Annotated in this window: 19 protein-coding genes; 3 read left to right on the top strand and 16 right to left on the bottom strand. The window is 58.7% G+C overall.

Features of this window, described 5'->3' with window-relative positions; translation table 11 throughout:
- Positions 1-47 precede the first annotated feature (47 nt).
- Complete coding sequence (gene ttcA / locus FGO67_RS09770) at positions 48-992, bottom strand: tRNA 2-thiocytidine(32) synthetase TtcA (protein ID WP_203300522.1); 945 nt, start codon at positions 990-992, stop codon at positions 48-50.
- A gap of 122 nt (positions 993-1,114) precedes the next feature.
- On the opposite strand from ttcA, the gene FGO67_RS09765 reads away from it, so the two are divergent.
- Positions 1,115-1,765 carry a DNA-J related domain-containing protein gene (locus FGO67_RS09765; protein WP_238942322.1) on the top strand — a complete coding sequence of 217 codons (651 nt, stop codon included), beginning with the start codon at positions 1,115-1,117 and terminating at the stop codon, positions 1,763-1,765.
- Between the two features lie 99 nt (positions 1,766-1,864).
- Positions 1,865-2,887 carry a polysaccharide deacetylase family protein gene (locus FGO67_RS09760; protein ID WP_203300520.1) on the top strand — a complete coding sequence of 341 codons (1,023 nt, stop codon included), beginning with the start codon at positions 1,865-1,867 and terminating at the stop codon, positions 2,885-2,887.
- 10 nt (positions 2,888-2,897) lie between these two features.
- On the opposite strand, the gene FGO67_RS09755 is transcribed toward FGO67_RS09760, so the two are convergent.
- The 10 genes from FGO67_RS09755 to FGO67_RS09710 form a co-directional block, all read right to left on the bottom strand.
- Complete coding sequence (locus FGO67_RS09755; RefSeq protein ID WP_203300519.1) at positions 2,898-3,848, bottom strand: MalM family protein; 951 nt, start codon at positions 3,846-3,848, stop codon at positions 2,898-2,900.
- Positions 3,849-3,913: 65 nt separating this feature from the next.
- The gene (locus FGO67_RS09750) at positions 3,914-5,539 is read right to left on the bottom strand and encodes an OmpP1/FadL family transporter (RefSeq protein ID WP_203300518.1); all 1,626 of its coding nucleotides are present in this window, start codon (positions 5,537-5,539) and stop codon (positions 3,914-3,916) included.
- A gap of 38 nt (positions 5,540-5,577) precedes the next feature.
- Complete coding sequence (locus FGO67_RS09745; RefSeq protein ID WP_203300517.1) at positions 5,578-6,588, bottom strand: transporter; 1,011 nt, start codon at positions 6,586-6,588, stop codon at positions 5,578-5,580.
- Positions 6,589-6,641: 53 nt separating this feature from the next.
- Positions 6,642-7,442 (bottom strand): C39 family peptidase, encoded by an 801-nt coding sequence (locus FGO67_RS09740; protein ID WP_203300516.1) that lies wholly within the window; start codon positions 7,440-7,442, stop codon positions 6,642-6,644.
- Positions 7,443-7,692: 250 nt separating this feature from the next.
- The gene (locus tag FGO67_RS09735) at positions 7,693-8,307 is read right to left on the bottom strand and encodes a DUF2238 domain-containing protein (protein ID WP_203300515.1); all 615 of its coding nucleotides are present in this window, start codon (positions 8,305-8,307) and stop codon (positions 7,693-7,695) included.
- Between the two features lie 63 nt (positions 8,308-8,370).
- Positions 8,371-10,116 carry an N-acyl-D-amino-acid deacylase family protein gene (locus FGO67_RS09730; protein WP_203300514.1) on the bottom strand — a complete coding sequence of 582 codons (1,746 nt, stop codon included), beginning with the start codon at positions 10,114-10,116 and terminating at the stop codon, positions 8,371-8,373.
- A 100-nt stretch (positions 10,117-10,216) separates the two neighbouring features.
- Positions 10,217-11,422 (bottom strand): efflux RND transporter periplasmic adaptor subunit, encoded by a 1,206-nt coding sequence (locus tag FGO67_RS09725; protein ID WP_203300513.1) that lies wholly within the window; start codon positions 11,420-11,422, stop codon positions 10,217-10,219.
- Positions 11,423-11,460: 38 nt separating this feature from the next.
- Positions 11,461-13,836, bottom strand: a complete 2,376-nt coding sequence (locus FGO67_RS09720) for an ABC transporter permease (RefSeq protein WP_203300512.1) — start codon at positions 13,834-13,836, stop codon at positions 11,461-11,463.
- A gap of 4 nt (positions 13,837-13,840) precedes the next feature.
- Positions 13,841-14,551, bottom strand: a complete 711-nt coding sequence (locus tag FGO67_RS09715; protein ID WP_203300511.1) for an ABC transporter ATP-binding protein — start codon at positions 14,549-14,551, stop codon at positions 13,841-13,843.
- A gap of 25 nt (positions 14,552-14,576) precedes the next feature.
- On the bottom strand, positions 14,577-14,897 hold the full coding sequence (locus FGO67_RS09710) for a TraR/DksA family transcriptional regulator (protein ID WP_203300510.1): 321 nt from the start codon (positions 14,895-14,897) through the stop codon (positions 14,577-14,579).
- A 204-nt stretch (positions 14,898-15,101) separates the two neighbouring features.
- On the opposite strand from FGO67_RS09710, the gene FGO67_RS09705 reads away from it, so the two are divergent.
- Positions 15,102-16,475 (top strand): SLC5/6 family protein, encoded by a 1,374-nt coding sequence (locus FGO67_RS09705; protein WP_203300509.1) that lies wholly within the window; start codon positions 15,102-15,104, stop codon positions 16,473-16,475.
- Between the two features lie 29 nt (positions 16,476-16,504).
- On the opposite strand, the gene FGO67_RS09700 is transcribed toward FGO67_RS09705, so the two are convergent.
- The 5 genes from FGO67_RS09700 to FGO67_RS09680 all read right to left on the bottom strand — a co-directional run bounded on the left by FGO67_RS09700 (position 16,505) and on the right by FGO67_RS09680 (position 19,734).
- A complete protein-coding gene (locus FGO67_RS09700) occupies positions 16,505-17,512 on the bottom strand; it encodes an AgmX/PglI C-terminal domain-containing protein (RefSeq protein ID WP_203300508.1) in 1,008 nt (335 codons plus the stop codon).
- A gap of 2 nt (positions 17,513-17,514) precedes the next feature.
- The gene (locus tag FGO67_RS09695) at positions 17,515-18,015 is read right to left on the bottom strand and encodes an ExbD/TolR family protein (RefSeq protein WP_203300507.1); all 501 of its coding nucleotides are present in this window, start codon (positions 18,013-18,015) and stop codon (positions 17,515-17,517) included.
- A complete protein-coding gene (locus FGO67_RS09690; RefSeq protein ID WP_203300506.1) occupies positions 18,012-18,539 on the bottom strand; it encodes an ExbD/TolR family protein in 528 nt (175 codons plus the stop codon). The genes FGO67_RS09695 and FGO67_RS09690 overlap by 4 nt, the downstream gene beginning before the upstream one ends.
- Before the next feature lie 25 nt (positions 18,540-18,564).
- Positions 18,565-19,266 carry a MotA/TolQ/ExbB proton channel family protein gene (locus tag FGO67_RS09685; protein WP_203300505.1) on the bottom strand — a complete coding sequence of 234 codons (702 nt, stop codon included), beginning with the start codon at positions 19,264-19,266 and terminating at the stop codon, positions 18,565-18,567.
- A 156-nt stretch (positions 19,267-19,422) separates the two neighbouring features.
- A complete protein-coding gene (locus FGO67_RS09680) occupies positions 19,423-19,734 on the bottom strand; it encodes a hypothetical protein (RefSeq protein WP_203300504.1) in 312 nt (103 codons plus the stop codon).
- Positions 19,735-19,769: the final 35 nt, after the last annotated feature.

The raw sequence follows: 19,769 nt of genomic DNA, 5'->3' as shown, positions 1-19,769 counted from the left end.
CCTAACGCGCACCCGGCCTTAACCATGGCCAGTCAAAGCCACTACCGCTAGATGTTCAGCACGTCCAAACGACCGAAACTGGCCATGTCTTCGGGCTCCGCGGCCTGAACGTCCTGACCCTTGGCACTCCCATCCTTGGTACTCCTATCCTTGGTACCCCGACGCTCCCCTTCGCGGAAATCGTACAGCTTGTTATCGGCAAGGTGCGACGGCTCTACGTTACACAAAGCGCGGAACATGGTTTCCAGACGGCCCGGGTGCTGTTTGTCCCAGCTCTGAAACATATCCTTAATGACCTGACGCTGCAGATTCTCCTGCGAGCCACACAGGTTGCAGGGGATGATCGGAAATTCCCTGAGTTCCGCGTAGCGGGCAATGTCTTTCTCCCGGCTGTACGCCAGCGGACGAATGACCGTGTTGCGCCCGTCATCACTGTGCAGAACCGGGGGCATCGACTTCATCTTGCCACCGTAGAACATATTCAGGAACAGGGTTTCCAGCAGGTCATCACGGTGGTGACCCAGCGCGATCTTGGTCACGCCGTGTTCTTCGGCAAAATTGTAGAGAATGCCGCGACGCAGCCGGGAACAGAGACCACAGGTGGTTTTCCCCTCTGGAACCTTTTCCTTAACAATGCTGTAGGTATCTTTTTCGATGATGTGGTACTCGATACCAAGCGCATTCAGGTATTCCGGCAGTACTTCCTCTGGAAATCCTGGCTGCTTCTGGTCGAGATTGACGGCGATCAGGTCAAAGGAAACCGGAGCGCTCTTCTGCAAGGCCAGCAGAATATCCAGCATGGCGTAGGAATCCTTGCCACCAGACAGGCAGCACATCACCTTGTCGCCAGCCTCAATCATGGAAAAATCGGCTATCGCCTGTCCCACGTCATGGCGCAGGCGTTTTTGCAGCTTGTTGAGTTCCAGTTTCTGGTGGCGCTCAGACTCAGCGCTCTGGCCTTGTTCGGAACGGGCGATCATAGCTTCGGACATACCAACAACATTCATCAAATTAGTGAACGCAGAATTATACGCATCAGAAGGATCGAGTGACAGCGGCGCTTCCCTGAGAGCCTCGACTCCCCTACCATTGAATAATGACAGATTCGACTTCAATGACTGCCCAGGCGGACAGTGACGGCTACTATGATGACGGCTTTCTGGATCAACACATTCAACACCTGTTGGTAGCCGTAGAGCATGAGTTGCGCCGCGCCCCCGACGGCATCAGTGAACTGGCGTTGATCAAAGCCTTGCAGCGCCGGCCCTGGCAACTGATCGGTGAAGTCAGTTACCACGATCCGGAGAAGCTGTATCCGGTTCATTTTCTGCTGTTCCATACCCTGTATCGGCTCCGGGATCAGTTGGTGGAATCCGGTGAAAGCCTGAGGATATCGCCGCTGGGAATCCGCCTAACTCTGGAAGATGTTGTCGGCGGCCACGGTTTGCCGGACGAACCGGACCAGCTCCGGGCGTTTTATCTCGACCTGTCCCAGTACCGAATGCCAGAAGATGCGATTCAGCAGATGATGGATGATTTCTGGTCAGGTCGACCGATCTCCGGGCCGGACTCGGATGAGGTTATGGCGGCAGCGCAGGAGCTTGGGTTTGATGAAGTGCCCAGAGATTTTCCGGAGGTAAAACAACGCTTCCGGCGTGCGGTCATGCAGGCACACCCTGACCGCGGCGGAGATACCCAGGGCATTCAGGTGCTGAACGAAGCGTTCTCCGTGCTCAAGGCCCATTTTAGCAGCCCTGGACAGTAGCCCGGGCTGACGGCATTCCACTGCTTCCGCACTCACGATTCAAAAGTCACGATTCAAACGTCACGATTCAACAGTCACAATCGAAAGGATGGATAGTTCATGGTAAGACGAACACTGCTGACCTTTGCATTGAGCTCCATTGCATTTCCGGCCCTCGCCGATCTGGTGGTGCTGCAGTATCACCACGTTAGCGATTCCACGCCGTCTTCGACCAGTACCTCGGTGTCGCTGTTCGAGGCCCAGATGGAGATGATTGCGGACCTGAAGCTGGAAGTGGTGCCATTGCAAGCGGGGACCCAGCAGGCACTGGCCGGGGCAGGACAAAACGAGCAGAATCAGTTGGCCATTACCTTTGACGACGCCTACGACTCGGTCTATTCCACGGCCGCACCCATGCTTTCGTCCATGGACTACCCGTATACTATTTTCGTCAACACCGAAGCCGTTGGGCGCCACGGTTACATGACCTGGGAACAGCTGGCCGAGCTGGAACAACGGGACGGCGTTACCATTGCCAACCACAGTGCCGATCATGCCCACCTGGCCCGAAAGCCTGGCGAGACCGCAGAGCAGTGGAATAGCAGAATAGACCACAGCCTCGACGCCGCCCAAGCCACGCTTAAAGAAAAACTTGGAACCGAGGCACCGTTGTTTGCCTACCCCTATGGTGAGTTTGATACCGCGCTGGAAGAAAAACTGGCTGACCGGGATTGGTACGGCTACGGGCAGCAATCCGGCCCTATCGGTGAGAGCTCCGGTGCAACCCGGTTGCCCCGGTTCCCGATGGCCAATGCCTACGGCCAGCTCAATAGCCTGCCCGATAAACTCCAGAGCAAGGCCTTTCCGGTAGCCTCGGACGAACTGCCTGATGGCGTGATGACCGACAATCCGCCCATGCTGAGCTTTACCCTGCCCCCGTCCATGGAGGCGTCCAGGCTGACCTGCTTTGCATCTGGCCAGGGCCGTATCGACATCAACGTGGAGGATGGTGAAGTTCGGGTGCAGGCACCGGATGCTTTTAACAGCCGGCGTCTGCGCTATAACTGCACCTATCCCGCCGGCGGCGGCAAGTTTTATTGGCTGTCACACCAGTGGCTTGATCCCGAGCAGCCTGAAGACTGACCCGCAGGGGTCAGTCCTGCTCCACCATCTTGAGCCCCACCTCGCCTTTGGCGACGTGGGGAATGACCTTCGGTTTTTTCCCGGCACCGGGCTCGATCACGGTTTGACCGGCAAGGTCTGAGCTGCGGGTGTAGAGGACAAGCCAACGCTCACCCTGACCGGGAAAAACCGGCACCCAGGCCTGCAGAAAGCCCCGGCGGCTCCAGGTTTCTGGCTCATAGGGGGTAACGAGATCGGTAACCAGCCGAACGGGTTCAAAGTTCCGGTCCAAAAACGCCAACGAAGGTACGAAAACGCCGTTCTGGGCGTAAGACCGTATTCGCATGATGAAATCCGGCCCCTGCGCCACACTGTCCAGGTCAATGAGCTGAAAGGGGCTCATTCCGGTCAGAAAATTGTGGGTTGGCGACAGCTCGGTCACATTGACCCCAAACTCCCGCCCCTGCTGCCATTCCACCGCGTCCCGGGCCTCCAGGCCCAGACAGCAGAACTCGCGGAATCGTTCGAAATAATCACCACCGCCTTCAATACCGAGGACAGCGTATGCGTCGAGCCCTCCCTGATTTTCGGTTTGCACGGGATCAAGATCGGGTCCGCTGTGGTACACGCTGGCCGGAGTGAGTTCAATTGGCGGAGCGGTGAAGCCCTTTTCGACATCACTTCGGGTATCCGGTTGAAAGTAACTCACCCGGACATTGCCCTGGGCATCCCGCCAGGTGAAATAGGGTTGGCGTTCGCCCGGGCGGACATACCCGTCTTTCGCCAGTTCATTGGCGTCTGGATAATTCTCCAGGGTGAACTCGGTTTCCTTAGCCGGTGTTTGGTCGGAGGTGGCAACAATCGGCGAATAGCGCACTCGCCCCTGCTCGTCCACCCAGGTGTAATAGCCTTCCCGTTCGGACACGGTGGACCCACCCAGCTGGCAACCGCCAAGCACGGTCGCCAAGAAGCCCCAAATCATTAGGTTCGTTGCCAGCGCGGGCCTGCTCATTGTGAAGGGGTACCCCGGTGTTACTCGTCAGCCGATCAGAATTTGGTGCGAAAACTCAGGCCGGCCATTACAACCCGAAGCGAGGTTTTCACGTCGAGCCCGGCATAGGGGTTGTAGATGATGTTGGTGATATTGTCACAGTTTAGATTACAACTGGTGTTCGCAGGAACGGTTTCGATCGACTGCAAATAGCTCAGGTTCATGTCGATCTCGGTGTCTTTATCCCAGCGATACCCCATCCCGATGCTGTAGAGGTTGGCACCACCAAACGGAGCCATGATGGAGCGCTGATCGTCAGGGATGACCGAATCCCGTATTTCCACCCCTGCCCTCAGATCCAGCCGCGAAGACGCATGGAACTCGGCGCCAAAGGCCCAGTTCCACTGGCTTTTAAAGCCCAGGGGCAGGCGCAGGGTATTTGATGTGGCGTTATCCGGAGAGAGAATCTTGGCGGCGTTCAGGAATTCCAAATTGCGGTCGAAGCGGAACACAAACGCATCCCACTGGGCGTAGTCGGTCCAGCCAATGTCCGCATTGAGTGTCAGTTTCGGGTGTACATCCACACTGATGCCAGTCTGGAAATGCTGGGGGTACACCAGGTCCATGCTGACATTACCGGCTTCCCGGGGGGCGCCGGATGGCAAGCTGAGAATGGCCGAGGTGATGGCACCCAGCACCGAGCCATTGAGTCCCTGCCAGAAACCCGACCAGTCGTCGGTGTACTCGATCTCAAAGGATCCCTTGAGGTTCATGTCGGCTTCGGAGGTGTAACTGGCGCCCCAGCGGAACCAGTCCGTGGGTTCCCACATCACGCCCAGGGCATAGGTGGGCGACAGGGTTTCCTGGACATTGATACTCAAGGCTCCGATGTCATCCCAGGGGCCGATGTTACCGCCACACAGGGCCAGCCACGGCTGCAGTGGCTCATCACCGCTTTCGCAGTTGAAGGCGTCCTGAAGTATCTCAGCCACCCCCAGCAACATGTTGGGGGCCCGCATGTACTGGTCAGCGGCAATGCCCATGTGGGACAGGTGGATACCCGCGCCCACGGACCAGTGATCGTTGATTTCATAGCCGATCGTGGGCGACAGGTAGGTAGTGCGCTGCAGCGCAGTCGCCTGCGGCTGGTACCGGCCCGGATCGTCCTTGTCGCGGTAAAAGCCTGCCGCCAGGGGCAGATAGAAGGCATTACCAAAGGTCAGCTTGGAGCCGGGCGGGTTGATACTGATACCGGCCGACGGCGCAACCGCAGGCCCGGGTGGCGCCCGCAGAATTCCATAGCCGGGCACATACAGGGCAACGTTATTGGTGTGACTGTGGGTATTGGCGACCGGATCTCTTTGCCTGCCCGTCAGGGGATCCGTTTCCAGACCATCAATACCGAAAATCTCATAGCCATCTGGCGCGTGGAAATCGGCATCGATATCTAGATACACGTTCATCAGGGTGACTTCAAGCTGGCGACCGTCCAGCTTGGTGAGTCCCGCCGGGTTGTAATGGATCGCCATGATGCCAGGCGGATCCGCCGTCACCGCGTTACCCAACGCCAATGCCTTAGGGTGAATGGTGAGGTTCTGCGCGAGCTGGGCCTCGGCACCACACGCGATGGTCGAGGCAATCAGGGCCGCAAGAATCTGCCTTTTGTGGCTATTGTGTCCCATGGATTTCGTCCCTTCCCGTAAAACGTCGACGGCACCAATCACTCTTTGAGGCCGGAGAAATTAATGGGCAGGGATACGCCCAGGGAGAAGTCCGGGGCATCCTCGGTCAAACCGATACCAAGGCTGGTATTCACAATGGTGGTGTCACTGATCCGGGTGCCCAGCGACATGCTCAGGAAGCCGGTCATCTGGTCCTGGGCCACCGCCTCGTCACCGTTACTGAAGGTCAGGATCGTTTCGTCGTTGTAGCTGAGCTGGGCAGATATGCTGAGCGAAATGTCGTAGGACAGGGAGTAGGCAAAACCGGCCGACCCCGACAGGCCGAAACCCGGATCTACCTTGACCAGCCGCCGGGCGCCACGAACCTGGTCCAAACCGTCGACTTCAAAGTTGTAGGTCAGGCTTGTAGAACCGAACACCACCACCGGATCCAGGACCTTGGAGAGACTCAGACCACCAGACAGGGAGTAATAACCACTACCGGTGGACAGCTGCTCCTTAATATCAATTTCATAGGGGCTTACGCCGGTCTTGGAAGTGAAGGTGCTGAACAGCGTGGTGGACATCTTACCCGGCACATAGGCAAACGGCTGCCAGCGCCCGGTAAAGGAGATATCACCGAAGTCGTACACGGTGAGCTCATCCTGGGAGTCGTATTTCACCACCAGCGGGACACGGGTACCAACGGTCAGGTTGTCCAGAAGGCCGTAGTCGTAGGAAAAGGCATTGGTGAAGTTGTGAGTGGCCGAGGGAACCACATCAAGATTCTCCACCGAGTTGTCCGAAATGCTCAAATCAATACGCTGATCAGCGGTATAGGAGTAATCAAACGAATAGGTCAGGGAGTGAGTCCCTTTCTTCTGCAGCGAGTAATTCTTCTCGGCAGCCTGGAACACCTCCTCCAACTGGCGGGATGAATCCTCATCGCCCTCCTGCTTGGCCAGGGCTTCCCGCGCCTGGTCCACATTTCCTTCCTGCGCCAGGGCCATGCCCGGAAGCAGTCCTGCCGTGGAAACAAGGATAACGCCTCGCGCAAACCAACGATTCATCCTGACTCCCTTATTTTATTTTTAGTTTCCTGGCCCGGGTATGAACCCGGAAATTAGTTGCGACGGTAGTGCAGCTGTTTTCTTGTGTTCTCGACACTGCCATCGGGATTGTTTTTCTGGCGTTCCAGCAAGTTCTGGATTCGTCTTTCGGTTGCCTCGTGGAATGCTGGAATTCGTTCCAGTGCCAGCAGGGTCATGGTCTGGTCATCAACGAAACGCAGGTCTTCCTCTTTCAGTTCGAGGTTATCCAGTGGCTTGTCACTGCCCGGGAAGACAATGAACAGCACGTTGTCGTCCCACTTGTCCTCAAACTCCGCCAGCAGAAAGGAGATGTTCCCCACCGACGGATCGGCCAGGTACACCCGGCCATCCCGAATGGTTCGCAGCACCACAAAATGCTTGAAACCGGCATGATTGATCGGAACGATGGCGGGATGGTCCAGATCCTTCAGGTCTTCGATTGATGCCCGGAAGCCACCAGAGGGATAACCCAGAGCCGTTACGAGACGCTTCATATCCAGCATCGAAAAGGCACGGCGCTCAACAATGCGCTCGCTTTCTCCGTAATGCAGCAGCCCCTCCATCACCTGTCGCTCTGACAGGCTTCGCCCGAGGTAGAAATTGAGCACCGTGGTGAGTGCAGCACTGCCGCAGCTGTAGTCGTAGGCCTGGCGAACGATGTTCCGGTACTTCTGCTCAACCAATGGTTCTACCCGGGTATCGAAACGCAACAACACCGGCCCTGAGTCCACATCCTGCTCGATAACAACGCTGCCCTTTTCAAACGGCTCCACCACGGTGGCTTCCTGCACCATGGTGAAAGTAAGAATGGATCCGGCGAGCACCAGCAGCATGTCAGACGAAGTTCCTGTTTTTATTGGCCATAACATTTATCGGGTTACACGTTGTTACGGTAAGATACCGAAAAGCCTCGGCCCTGAAAGATAACTGTGCCTCAAATCTGTCGCCGCAGGCGCTCCCTAAGAAACGGGATGTGAGAACTGGTTCAAGGCATGATGAGTGGGGAGGGCCAACCCTGATCCGCTTGCCGCGTTGAATGGCACAGGGTCGTTTTCGTCTTGAGGAGGGGCGTGGAACGGGCGGTCAGCGGTCGAGCGCCGCCAGCTGACGGTCGTGATACCGTCCGAGCAATCCCAGGGCCAGAATGGCGCCGGACAGAGCCCAGGCCATGTCGGACTGGGTATCCCATACATAACCCTGGGTACCGAGAAACGATTCCGCTGCCTGCTCGCTCGCCAGGGCCACCCACCATTCGATCAACTCGTAAAAGGCACTGAACGCGAGGCAGAAACAGACAATGAAAAATGAAGGCCAGCCACGCTGGGCAAAGACCTGAAACCGGATAACCACTTCCCGTGCCACCAGGGCCGGGACAAAGCCCTGAACAAAATGTCCAAGCTTGTCGTAGTTGTTGCGCTCCCAGCCGAAATGGTCCCCGAGCCAGTCGAACAGGGGAACCTCGGCGTAGGTATAGTGCCCTCCCACCATCAGGACGATGGCATGCGCCAGGATCAGCCAATACACCAGGGGCGTTAGCGGAAACCGCACAAAACACCAGGCTACCAACGCAAAACCGATAACAGCAGGCAGCACCTCAAGCACCCAGGTGGCCCGGTCTTTTGGGGCAATGGCAGACCAAATGAATACCGCGAAAAAGACCAACGCCCAGATCAGGGCGGACCAGAACCTGCCTGTCATGCTGTCATTCCTGTTAGGCGCCTTCGTGGGCGTGGGTCGTAGAGGTTTGCGATAGAACGGGTCTCAGGCTCCTGCGGCTGGCAGGAAACGGCCGAAGCCCATTTCCTTTCCAAGCTCAGGTGTAAATGCTTCATCCGTCACTGCCGCCCGGCCATTGATCAGCACGTGTTTCACACACCCGGGCACCCGGTTAACCATGCGTTCCAGATCGAAGTTTTCCATCTCGGCCCAAGTCACCTGTTCCAGATCCTGGCCCAGACCCTGCGGGTCGATGATGGTGATATCAGCCCGATCCCCTTCCCTGATATGGCCAGCATCAATGCCCAACCAGTCCGCCTGCTCACCGGTGAGACGATGCACCGCGCGCTCCAGTGACATCACTGGACTGCCCTGCTGGTGACTGTCCCGTACCAGCTTAAGGAATCTCAGCGGCAGGTTGTAAAAGGCCATGTTACGAATGTGGGCACCGGCGTCAGAGAACGTGATCAATGCATGGGGGTTCTTGACCATTTCCTTGAGCCGGTCCTGACGATGGTTACCGATCACCGTGAACCAGCGCAAGTCACGACCATGAACCACCACCGTATCCAGAAAAAAGTCCACCACGTGAACACCGCGCTCGGCGGCCAGTTCTGCAAAGTTGCGTCCAACCAGGCTCTGATCTGGGCAACCAAGAATGGTGGCGTCGCCAAAATCCCGCTGCCAGACCCGGGGCGACAGCTTGTTCCGGTAGAATTTCCGGAAGGTGCGGCGATAGCTCTCGTCTTGCAGCAATTCATTGCGTTCGAGCTGATCGCGCACATCCAGTGCCATCTCACCGGCCCCAAACTCCTCAAACAGCACGACATCCATGCCATCGGCATAGATGGCGAAGGGCGTTGGCAAAAGCTGCCAACGGAAGTTGCCCCGAAGTGCGTTGGCGATCCAGGCGACCAGGTTGGCCATGGGCCGAACCGTGGGGTTGCCCTTTAAGTCAATCATCGCAATCAGCGTGGTTTTCAGCGGCTTGCGAAACCAGCCCAGGGTCTCCCGCAGATACTGGGTGACCTGAAGCGGATTGGCAGCATTGGGCGCGCCCTGATGCACCCGGCCATAACGACGCAGCAGCCGGTTCAGCCGGCTGACCTCACGCCAACGGGCGTAGGTACTGGGCAAACTCTTGGACCATTCCCGGTCACCATCCACCTTGTCCCATTTCAGGCACATGGTCGACAAGCCCAGAAAGCCCAGCTGCAAAGCTTCCTCCAGCAGCTGCTCCATCCGCCCCATTTCTTCCGACGTTGGGGTTACCTTGCGATCCGTGGCGCGGTTGAGTCCCATCACCCCTACTCGCAGATCGCTGTGGCCGAGGAAGCTGATGACGTTGGGTCCGAGCGGCTGTTGCCGGATGAAGCTCAACCAGCCCGAGGGCGTGCGCCAGTTCTTATGCTGTTGGAGAATAGGCAATACTTTCTCCCTCGGCACGGTCTCCACCCGGGTAAAGATGTCCGAAGCGTCTTCCGCGTCTGAACAGACCATGCTCAGGGAGCAGCTGCCAATCAACACGGTGGTAACTCCGTGCCGCACCGACTCGGACAGCGAGGGCGAAACGATCAGTTCGGCGTCGTAATGGGTATGGGTATCCAGAAACCCTGGCATCACCCAACAGCCCTCCGCATCAATCACACGGTCTGCCAGGCTGAGATCGGGCTCTGAATTGAATACCCGCTCGACCCGGCCTTCACGAATGGCAATGTGGGCAATACTGGAAGGCCCGCCGGTACCGTCAAAATAGCGTCCGCCGAGGATGAGCGTGTCGTAACGCGTCATGGAGCTGAACTCCCGTTTTGTTGTTTTGCTCTTGTTATTTTTCTTGGACACCAAGTCTAGTCAGCGACGCGGGGTTTTTCCCAGTTTTTTCGGGTCATCGTCAGCGTTCCTGAATTCTGACTCCATCCTTCAGCTGGCTGTCCGGGTGGCGCACGATCTGATCACCCTCGGCCAGTCCCTCCAGGATAACCGTATCCAGGCCGTTGCTCCGGCCCGTCGCTACCGCCGTGCGCTCGGCCCGGCCCTCAATCGCCCGAAAAACCTGATCCTGCCCGGCCTCCTGGAATATCGCCGAAGCTGGCACCCGCAGCAGATCCTCTGCCTCCCACAGCACAAAGGTGGCGTCCACCCGATAGCCATCACCCAGTGTCTGCCAGTCCTCAGGAGGACTGACAATATCCGCCACCACTTGCACCCGCTGTTCTTCAACACCCAGGGCCGAAATGTCCTCAAAACCTACCGGTTCCACGCGCCTCACCGTCGCCTCAAGGGTCGGCCCACCCCACCCGCTGAGGTGAACCCGGATTCCAGGCGCCAGTTTCACAGCGTCAAAACTCAACACGTCCACCACCACCTCCAACGCGCCGGGATCACCCACCTCCAGAATGGCTTCACCCGCCTGGATCACGCCTTCACTCTCGCGAACCAGACCAAGAACGGCTCCAGCGACCGGAGATTTCACCGGTACCCGCTCCACCTCGCCATTACCCGACGATCGAGCAGCCGACACCTCCAGCCGGGTACGCGCCGCCTTCAGCTCATGGACCATAACCTCCTCATCGAAACGGGCCGACCGCAGTATCGCCTGTGCCCGGGCATCGGCCGCCTCCGCCTGTTGCAATCGATCATCCGAAACAAATCGACTGTCACTCAGGGCCCGAAGACGCACCAGCTCTCTGGCAGCCAAGGTTGCCTCGGCCTCGGTCGCCGTCACTTTCTGACGAACCGAATTCAAGGCTGAGCTGGCGGCGCCAATCCGGGCTTCGGCTTCAGCCCGGCTGCGGGCATCCAGAACACTGGCGGGCATGGGATCAACCTCGGTCAGCAACTGACCCGGTGCAACCGGATCGCCCACCTCAAGCGAGAGCCTGTGGAGGTACCCCGACACCGGGGAGGAAACCAGGTAACGGTCCTTGACCCGAGTTTTGCCCTCCTCCGTGATCGATACAACCAAGCCGCCCCGGGTCGCCGGCGCCAGATCCACCCAGACCGGATCCGGGCGCAAAGTCACATACAAGGCACCCAGGGCCAAGGCAACGAACACCGCCCAGAACACCCACTTCGCCGAAAAACGTTCAACCGCCATAGCCAATCCCTGGTCCGTTCATTCTTGCTCTCACTTTTTCACTCTCTGGTTTTCAGCACGGCCACCAGATCCAGATGCCTGAGACGCCACCAAGCAACACCACCGGACACCGTGGCCGACACAAACACCACCGTCGCCGAGATGCCCAGCGTATGTGCGGTAATCGTCAGCGGCACCCGGTACAGTTCCGTTTGCATGGCGGTGATGATCATCCAGGCCAGGCCCTGGCCAAACAGCCAGCCGCTAACAATGCCAAACACCAGCAGCACAGCCATATCTCCAAATAAAATGTGGGCGATCTCGTTATGGGTGTAACCCATTACCCGCAGACTGGCCAGTTCCCGGCCCTTTTCGGCGAGTGCGATACGAATGGTGTTATAGATCACGCCGAAGGCGATGATTGCCCCGAGCAGACTGTTGAAAAAGGTGAACGTCAAAAAGGTGCGTGCCAGGGTGTCGTAAAAACTGTCCAGCATGGCCTGCCGGATGCCGATACCAAGCACGCCCGGCGCCTCCCGCAGACTTTGATAAACTTCGTCTTTTCTGGCTGGATCCACCGACAACAGGATCTGGTTGATAACAGGGCCTTCCCCCAGAGCCCTGTTCAGGGCCGGCAGGCGCATGTACGCACCCACACCGAGAAACTCGCTGGTCACGCCAGCCACCGGCACAGAGAGGGTTCGCCGATCCCCCTCCAACATCTCGACCCGCAGGTATTCTCCGGGACCGACGCCGAGCTCCGATGCCAGAAAATCAGTCAGCAGAAGCCCCTCTGCCGGTAGGTCCACGGCTTGCAGGTCCTTGTCCACCACGAACTGCAGGCGGGCCCCCGCCGGCATACCATGCAGCACACTTCTTCGGTCGCGGTGGCCGTTCACCAACCTTACCGCCACCGATCGTCGGCCTTCGGCGTAACGAATACCCGGCTGGCGCTGCAGGCCGAACAGCGCTGCGGCGTTCACCGGCTCAACCAGGGTCGCGGTCAGATCCTGCTGCTGAACCCGGGCGAATTCGGTCTGGACCATGAGCGAAACGGAATCGAACTGGAAATTACCAACCATGACGATCGCCGTGGCCATGGCTATGCCAACCATCGACAGCAATGCCCGCAAGGGCCGGCGGGCCATTTGCCGGATAATCATGCGCGAGGGCTGGCTCAGACGGATACCCGAGAACCAGCGTTCAGCTCCGGCCATTCGAAACCGCGCCGGGCCCTCCGGGCGCATGGCTTCAGCAGGGGGCAAGGCCGCCGCCTGGCGTATGGCCCGCCAACCACCGAGCCAGGCCACAAAGCCGGTGATCAGGATCAGCAACGCAAGCCAGGCCGGGTTCAGGCGGAACAGCAAGCCCGGCAGACGATAGAACTCCATGTACAGCTCGCCTAGCCCGCCGCCCAACCAGACACCGGCGAGCAGCCCCAGTACAAGCCCAATGGCCGCAATGGCCAGCACCAACTGACTGTAGTGCCAGGCAATCTGCCGATTGCTGTAACCAAAGGCCTTCAGCACCGCAATGATGTCGCGCTGGGTATTCACCAACCGACTGATCACCACATGCAGCAGGAACATGGCAACGCCCATGAAAATTAGGGGGAATACCGTCGCCATGATCTTGAGCTGATCCAGGTCATCGCTGAGGAAGCGGTGGGAAAACTGATCCCTGCGGGAGAATGCGCCGGTGGCACCGTATCGATCCAGCACCCGGTCCAGATCATGAATGACCGAGGCCAGTGGGTAACCCGGCTGCACTCGGACAACGACGCTGTTAAACGCGCCTCGCATATCCATGGCTGCCGACAGCGAGTCCTGGCTGAGCCAGAGTACGCCGAAGCGCTTGAAATCCGGCAGCATGCCACCGGGCGGAAGCACATAGATAAATTCAGGGGATTCTACGATGCCAGTGACCACCAGAGTCTGCTTGCGGCCGTTGATGATCACCGAAAACCGGTCACCCGGCAGTAATCCATGGGACTCGGCAAAAGCACCAACTATAGCGGCCTCGGCGTTGCGTCCGGGCGCGGGTAATCGCCCCTGCCTGACAAACAGCCGGTTGACCTCAGGTTGACCGCTCGGCGGCACCGACAGCACCCTGGCCGAGACAGGTTCGGTGAAGCCTGGAAGTTCCAGTTTTGCCGCCGCCTCCACCCGCGCGCTCAGGCGAACCACGCCGGGAATCTCCGACACCCGGTGCAATGACTGCATTGGGGCGCGTTTGAGCGGCGCGAACACCTCCGCAAACTGATTCTGCTGGTAATACAGTTCGCGCGTCGCGTTCAGGGACGAATACGCCACCAGTGACATCACACAGACTGCAACACCGCCGGCAATGACCAGAGCAATAGCCAGCACCTGCCCCCTCATCCGCCAGAGTTCTCGCCGCAACTTGGTGCCAAGCACACTCCGGGCGAGAAACATCAGGCTACCAGCTCAGCTCTGTCGGTGGCTGGCGTTTGGTGTTGCGTCGCTCACCACTGATGCTGCCATCAGACATCGTGATTACCCGGTCCGCCATGCCGGCAATGGCCGCGTTGTGAGTGATGATCACGGTTGTGGTTCCGGTTTCGCGGTTGGCACTCTCCAGGGCTTCGAGCACCAGGATACCGGTGGTGGAATCCAGTGCTCCGGTGGGTTCGTCGCACAGCAGCACCGCCGGGCGCTTGGCGATGGCCCTCGCAATGGCCACCCGTTGCTGTTCACCGCCGGACAGTTGGGCCGGAAAATGGAGCCCACGATCCTGCAGCCCGACCAGCCTCAGTGCCTCTTCCGGGGTCATGGGGTTGGCGGCGATTTCAGTGACAACGGCAACATTTTCAAGAGCGGTCAGGCTTGGGATCAGGTTGTAGAACTGAAACACAAAACCAACATGCTCGCGGCGGTACCGGGTAAGCAGTCGATCATTCGCGACACTCAAATCCAGATCGCCATAGCTAACTTCGCCGGAGGTGGGCAAATCCAGGCCACCGAGGATATTGAGCAAAGTTGACTTGCCGGAACCGGATGCCCCCAGCAAGACCACCAGTTCGCCGGTGTACAGTTCCAGATCCACACCGCGGAGTGCGCGAACGGTAACCTCCCCCTGATCATAGGATTTGGTTAGGCCCCGGGTCCGGAAGACTGGCTGTGACTCCATCGTCGTCCAAACTCACCGGCGGCCGTCACTCACCGGCGCAGTCCACACAGACGGTGGTGTATGGCAGCACCTGCAAGCGTCGGGGATCGATAGGCTCGCCACAGGATGCACACTCGTCGCCCAGGCCGTGCTCGATGCGCTCCAGGGCACGCTCAATTTGCACCAGTTCCTCACGGGTTTCGGTTTCAAGAGAATCCACCACTTCGTCATTCTGGGTTTGGGTGGCCTGCTCCTCGAAATCTTTGTCCAGAGCACCATCTTCCCGATGCTGGTGGGCTTCAAAGCGGGACAACCTGGCCTTCAGGTCCGCTCTCAGGGTTTCAAGTTCTGCTTTGCGATTCGTCATCAGCGTCTCCTGCCAGTCCGCAGACCGGTCGTGTATTGGCTATTCCTCACCTTAAAGGATAAGCCCGTCCTTTGATTGATGCTTGTCAAAATTCCAAACGCGGCAGGGATAAGCACCCCAAGCCCCGCCATGGCGCGGTTCTGACTCGCCGCTCCCAAGCGGTTGTGGCACTATTGCCTTCCCTTTGACTGGCGGAGCCCCCAAATGTTCTACACCACCGTGGCAGCACTGACTGCCGCCCTGCTCGTGTTTACCTGGTTGGGGCTGCGCGCCCGTCTGGCCGACGGCGGCCTGGACGATTTCGTCACCGCTCGCAATACCCAGGGTGCCCGGGCACTGGGGCTTTCGTTCCTGGCTTCAGGTATGGGTGGCTGGATTCTGTTCGCGCCGCCTGAAGTGGGCGCCCTGGTTGGCCCGGTAGCACTGGCCGGTTACGCCATCGGTGCCGCACTGCCGTTCATCGTGTTCGCCTTCTGTGGGCCGGCAATCCGGCGTTTTCTGCCTCAAGGTCGCAGCATTGGAGAGTTCGCACAGGCTTGTTACGGCCGTGGCGTGAGGCACTACGTCTCGCTGATTTCCGTACTCTACATGCTGTGTTTTCTGACCGCCGAATTGACCGCTATTGGCGCAATCACTTCCATGCTGTCGGGAATCAACGGCAAACTGGTGGTGCTGGGCGTTGCCATCACCACCCTGATCTACACCGCTTGGGGCGGCTTGCGCGCCAGCATTGTGACTGACCAGTGGCAGGCGTTCCTGCTGATTGGCCTGCTTGCCATCGTGGGCTTTGTTGGGCTTGGGCAACTGCCGGAACTTTCCGCAGCGCGTCTGCCCGATGTACCCACAGCCAGCGCCCTCAGCGTGGCGCTCACTCTGGTGATTGCCGTTACCGCGGCCAACCTGTTTCATCAGGGCTACTGGCAGCGCCTTTGGTCGGCCCGGGACACCGGCAGCCTGAGCCGTGGCGCTGCCCTGGGCGGCATCATTACCGTTATCGTCGTCGCGCTTGTCGGCGGCCTGGGCATCATGGCCGCTCTCAGCGGTACCGACCTGGGTAACCCTCCGATTCCGTTCTTTGCCTTGCTGTCAGAGGCACCGGTGTGGCTTACGCTGCCGGCACTCATCCTTGCCATAACCTTGGTCGCCTCGTCGGTTGATACCTTGCAGAACGCCCTGGCCTCTCTGGCGGTCACCGAAAAAAAGGGCCTGTCCTTGAATACGGCGCGTTGGATCACCGTGGCGCTGATGGTACCGGTGGTGCTGGTGGCATTGCAGGGCATCTCGGTTCTGAGGCTTTTCCTGATCGCGGACCTGCTGTGTGCCACCGCCGTTCTGCCGGTATTGATGGGTTTGTGGTCACGGATGACGACGACAGCCGCCATCCTCGGTGGGCTGGCCGGTCTTCTGGGAGCAATCCTGCCGGGCTGGATCGCAGGCGGATCGGTGATGGCGGGTCTGGAAGCGGCCAGTTTCCCCGGCAGTATCCCGACCCTGATGCCGTTCGTAGGCGCCCTGGTCGGCTCGGGTCTGGTCAGTGTGGCGTTTGCCCTGGCCCGGTCGAAAAACACCCGGGCCTGAGCAGGGAACAACTGTTGTCCGGCCAGGTCTTAGCTGGACAACAGTTCAATCGGGTAGCGGATCTTGGTGGTGTCGACGCCCGGACGGGCCCCAAAATCCACCAACCGCAGGCGGTTACAGATTTTGTTCTCGAGCGCCGGTGCATTGAGAGTCGATTCCACCACCGAGCAGCTGGAAACACGGCCACTCTCCTCGATCACCAATTCCGGCGTGATACTGCCCTGCAACGAGGGTTTGCGTCGTAGCTCCCGATTGTAAATGCTGTAAATCGCTGACTTGTTGGCATCCATGGTGCGCCGCAATTCTTCCTTGCTACGCGTCTTCGAGGCCACTTGTTGCTGCTCGCGTCGCGCTGCCACTTTGGCCGCCGCTACCCGTTCAGCCTCTTTGACTTCCGCTCGCTGCCGCTCGGCCAGCGCCACCTGACGGGTTTCCCGCTGCAGTGCCCCCTCGTCCACCCCGGCACTTTTGCTGGTCGCCGTGGCTCGGGCCGCCAACGCGTCTGTGGTCTTGCGGGCGATCGGCTCAGCCGTTTTGGTCACCGGCGCGTCCAGTTTCACCGACTTCGCCAGTGAACTCAGTTTGGAGAGTTCGTTGCCCATGGCCAGGATGCCAGTATTCCGTGCTTTCTCACGGGCCTTCTCAACCTCCTGAGGCTTGGGCTCAGGTTCAGGCTTTTCGGCCAATTCAGGTTCAGGCTCAGGCTCAGGTTCCGGAGCCGCTGCCGGCGGTTCGGGAACCGGTTCAGGCTCGGCCACCTCCACCGGCTTTTCCTCCGGCTCTGGTTTTTCCGGCTCGGGCTCTGGTTCCGGTTCAGGCATTGCCGGTTTCGGCGGTTCTTTTTTGTCGATGATGAGCTTCGCCAGTTGCGGCGGCAGCGCCTCTTTTTCCTTGCGATCCTGCTCCGGCAACTCGATCCAGGTGACGTACCCGCCAAAGGCGAGAAACAGCGGAAGCACCACCGACGCCACCGTCAGCAGGCGTTTCCGCTCGCCACGCTCGCGGTTCCAGGGGAGTCCGTGCCGATAATCCATCATGATCAGGCCCCCTGCTCTGTGCGCTGGTTCACCGCCAGGGAAATGGCCGCGTAACCGGCATCCACACAAGTGGACATGATCTTCTTCAGCAACTCATAAGGCAGTTCCCGATCCGCCAGGATGGTTATCGGGCGACCTGCCTCAGGCGCCGGTGTGCTGGAACGTCCGGCCTGGTAGCTGAGTTCTTCCTTCAACGCCGGCTCCACCTGGCCGTCAAAGGCCTGGAAACGGGCACGATCGAGCACTACCCGACCGTTCACCAGGATATCGCTGTCGGTCACGGTGAGCGCCAAGACATCATCCGGACGTTGCTCAGCGGTGGAATCCGGCAGTTTGATGGTGCTGTCCTGGTTCAGGACCTGCACGTCGGAGGACGAGTTCACCATCAGAAAGAACACTAGGATGGTAAAGATGTCCATCAGCGACACCAGATTCATCTTGCCCTGGTTCTTATTGCGCCGGTAATGACGTTTGAGCCTTCTCGCTTTTGCGGATTCTTTCATGAGCTCACCTCGCCACCCTTGACCGTGCCAGCCTGCTCGGCCTGCACCGGCGCGTCACCCAGAGAGATATCCGGGAACAGCTCGGCTTCGACCACGCTTCCAGCCACCACTGCTTCGTAAGACCTGACTGTGTCCATCACCGACACCAGGGTCTGATACGAGGTTTTCCGGGAGGGCATGATGATGACGTCCTTCTTGTCCGGGACCCGGCTCTTCAGTTCTTTCATGACGTCTTTCAGCAGCCCGAAATCGTAGTTGCCTTCGTGCTCCGGGATATTTTTGATCACCCCGCCCTGGTTGTCGGCAACCACCAGGCGGTTATCGTAAATCACCACCTGAATCTGTAGTTCTTCCTTCCGCTCCGACGACACACTGTCTCCGGTCGGGAAATTGAGCTCGAGCACGCTGGTATGGGCGAACACCATATTCAGCAGCAGAACCGGCACCAGCACGATCATGAGATTCATGAACGGGGTGATGTCGAGATCCGCCTCACTCTGTAGCCTGCGATGCTTGCGTCTCATGGCCTGATGTCCTTTTTACTGGTTATCAGGCCACCGATCCTGCCGGTGCAGAATTGTGTGCTGCCGCGGGCGCACCCTGCGGCTGTGCCGGAGCACGCTGTCCTGAACCATCGCTCAGGAGGTTAAGCACCTTGATGCCCGCCATCTCAAAGCTGTCGACGATTTCGTTGGTCTTGGTCTGAAGCAGCGAGTGAATCAGCAGCATGGGAATGGCCGACATCAGGCCGAACGCCGTGGTGTTCATGGCCACAGAGATACTCTGGGACAACAGACTGGCCTTTTGCGCCGGATCGGCCGCTGCCACCGCGGTGAACGCGGAAATCAGGCCGATGATGGTGCCCAGCAGGCCCAGCAGCGTGGCAATGTTGGCAAGAGTTGCCAGATATTGGGTGCGTTTCTCCAGACGCGGCATTACGTCCAGCAAGCCCTCTTCCATCGCGTACTCGATCTCTTCCCGACCTTGGCGACGAGCCAGACGCTGCAGCCCAAAACCAATCATGGTCGACATGGCGCTGCCAGATTCCTGGGAAAAATTGAGCGCTCCTTTGAGATCACGCTTGGCGATCATCTGGTGCAGGCGATTGAAGTCGCGTCGGTTGGTCAGCTTCTGGGCTGACAGGTATACGTATCGCTCGATGGCTACAATGAGTCCGACGATCAGCACTACGGCTATCGGATACATAAAAAAGCCACCTTCCTGGAAAAAGCGAACGGCGGTATCAATCATTATCTGGGCGCTCCATGGTGCGGGTTTTGGATCAGTGTAATAGGTGGCTTCTGCAGAAGCCGTAAGTTCGCGAAAGACTTTGTTGCGGTTTGTGTTTGCTTGCGGTCAGCCACAGAAAATCTGTGATGCGGATCACACAAATTCTCGATTCAGGTTTCAGGGATCAATGTCATTGCCTTGCTCATTGCCCTGCTGGTCGCTGAACGCCTGGTGATACCGAATGAGGCGCTGAAACTCGTAGCGCTCGATCGGCGCAAACGCCTGGTCCACCATCAGGCGCTCATCGGGCGCACGCAACTCTTCCACTTCCGGTGGTTGCCAGGGCACCAGATACATCACGGTGGGGACTTCCTGGTCACCCCGGATGCGCGTTCCCTCAATGGTCACAATGCCAGAATCCTGGGCCAGTACCGTAACCGGCACCAACACCGCAGCAACAGCGGCAATCAGACGAACGGGCAGTCGCATAGGTCACTCACTCTGGTCGTGGCGTCAGATTTAAG

The sequence above is a fragment of the Marinobacter sediminum genome, from assembly GCF_016820575.1.
GTDB lineage: Bacteria > Pseudomonadota > Gammaproteobacteria > Pseudomonadales > Oleiphilaceae > Marinobacter > Marinobacter sediminum.
The sequence above is the reverse complement of the archived record's forward strand: the minus strand, read 5'-3'. Positions and strand labels throughout refer to the sequence as shown.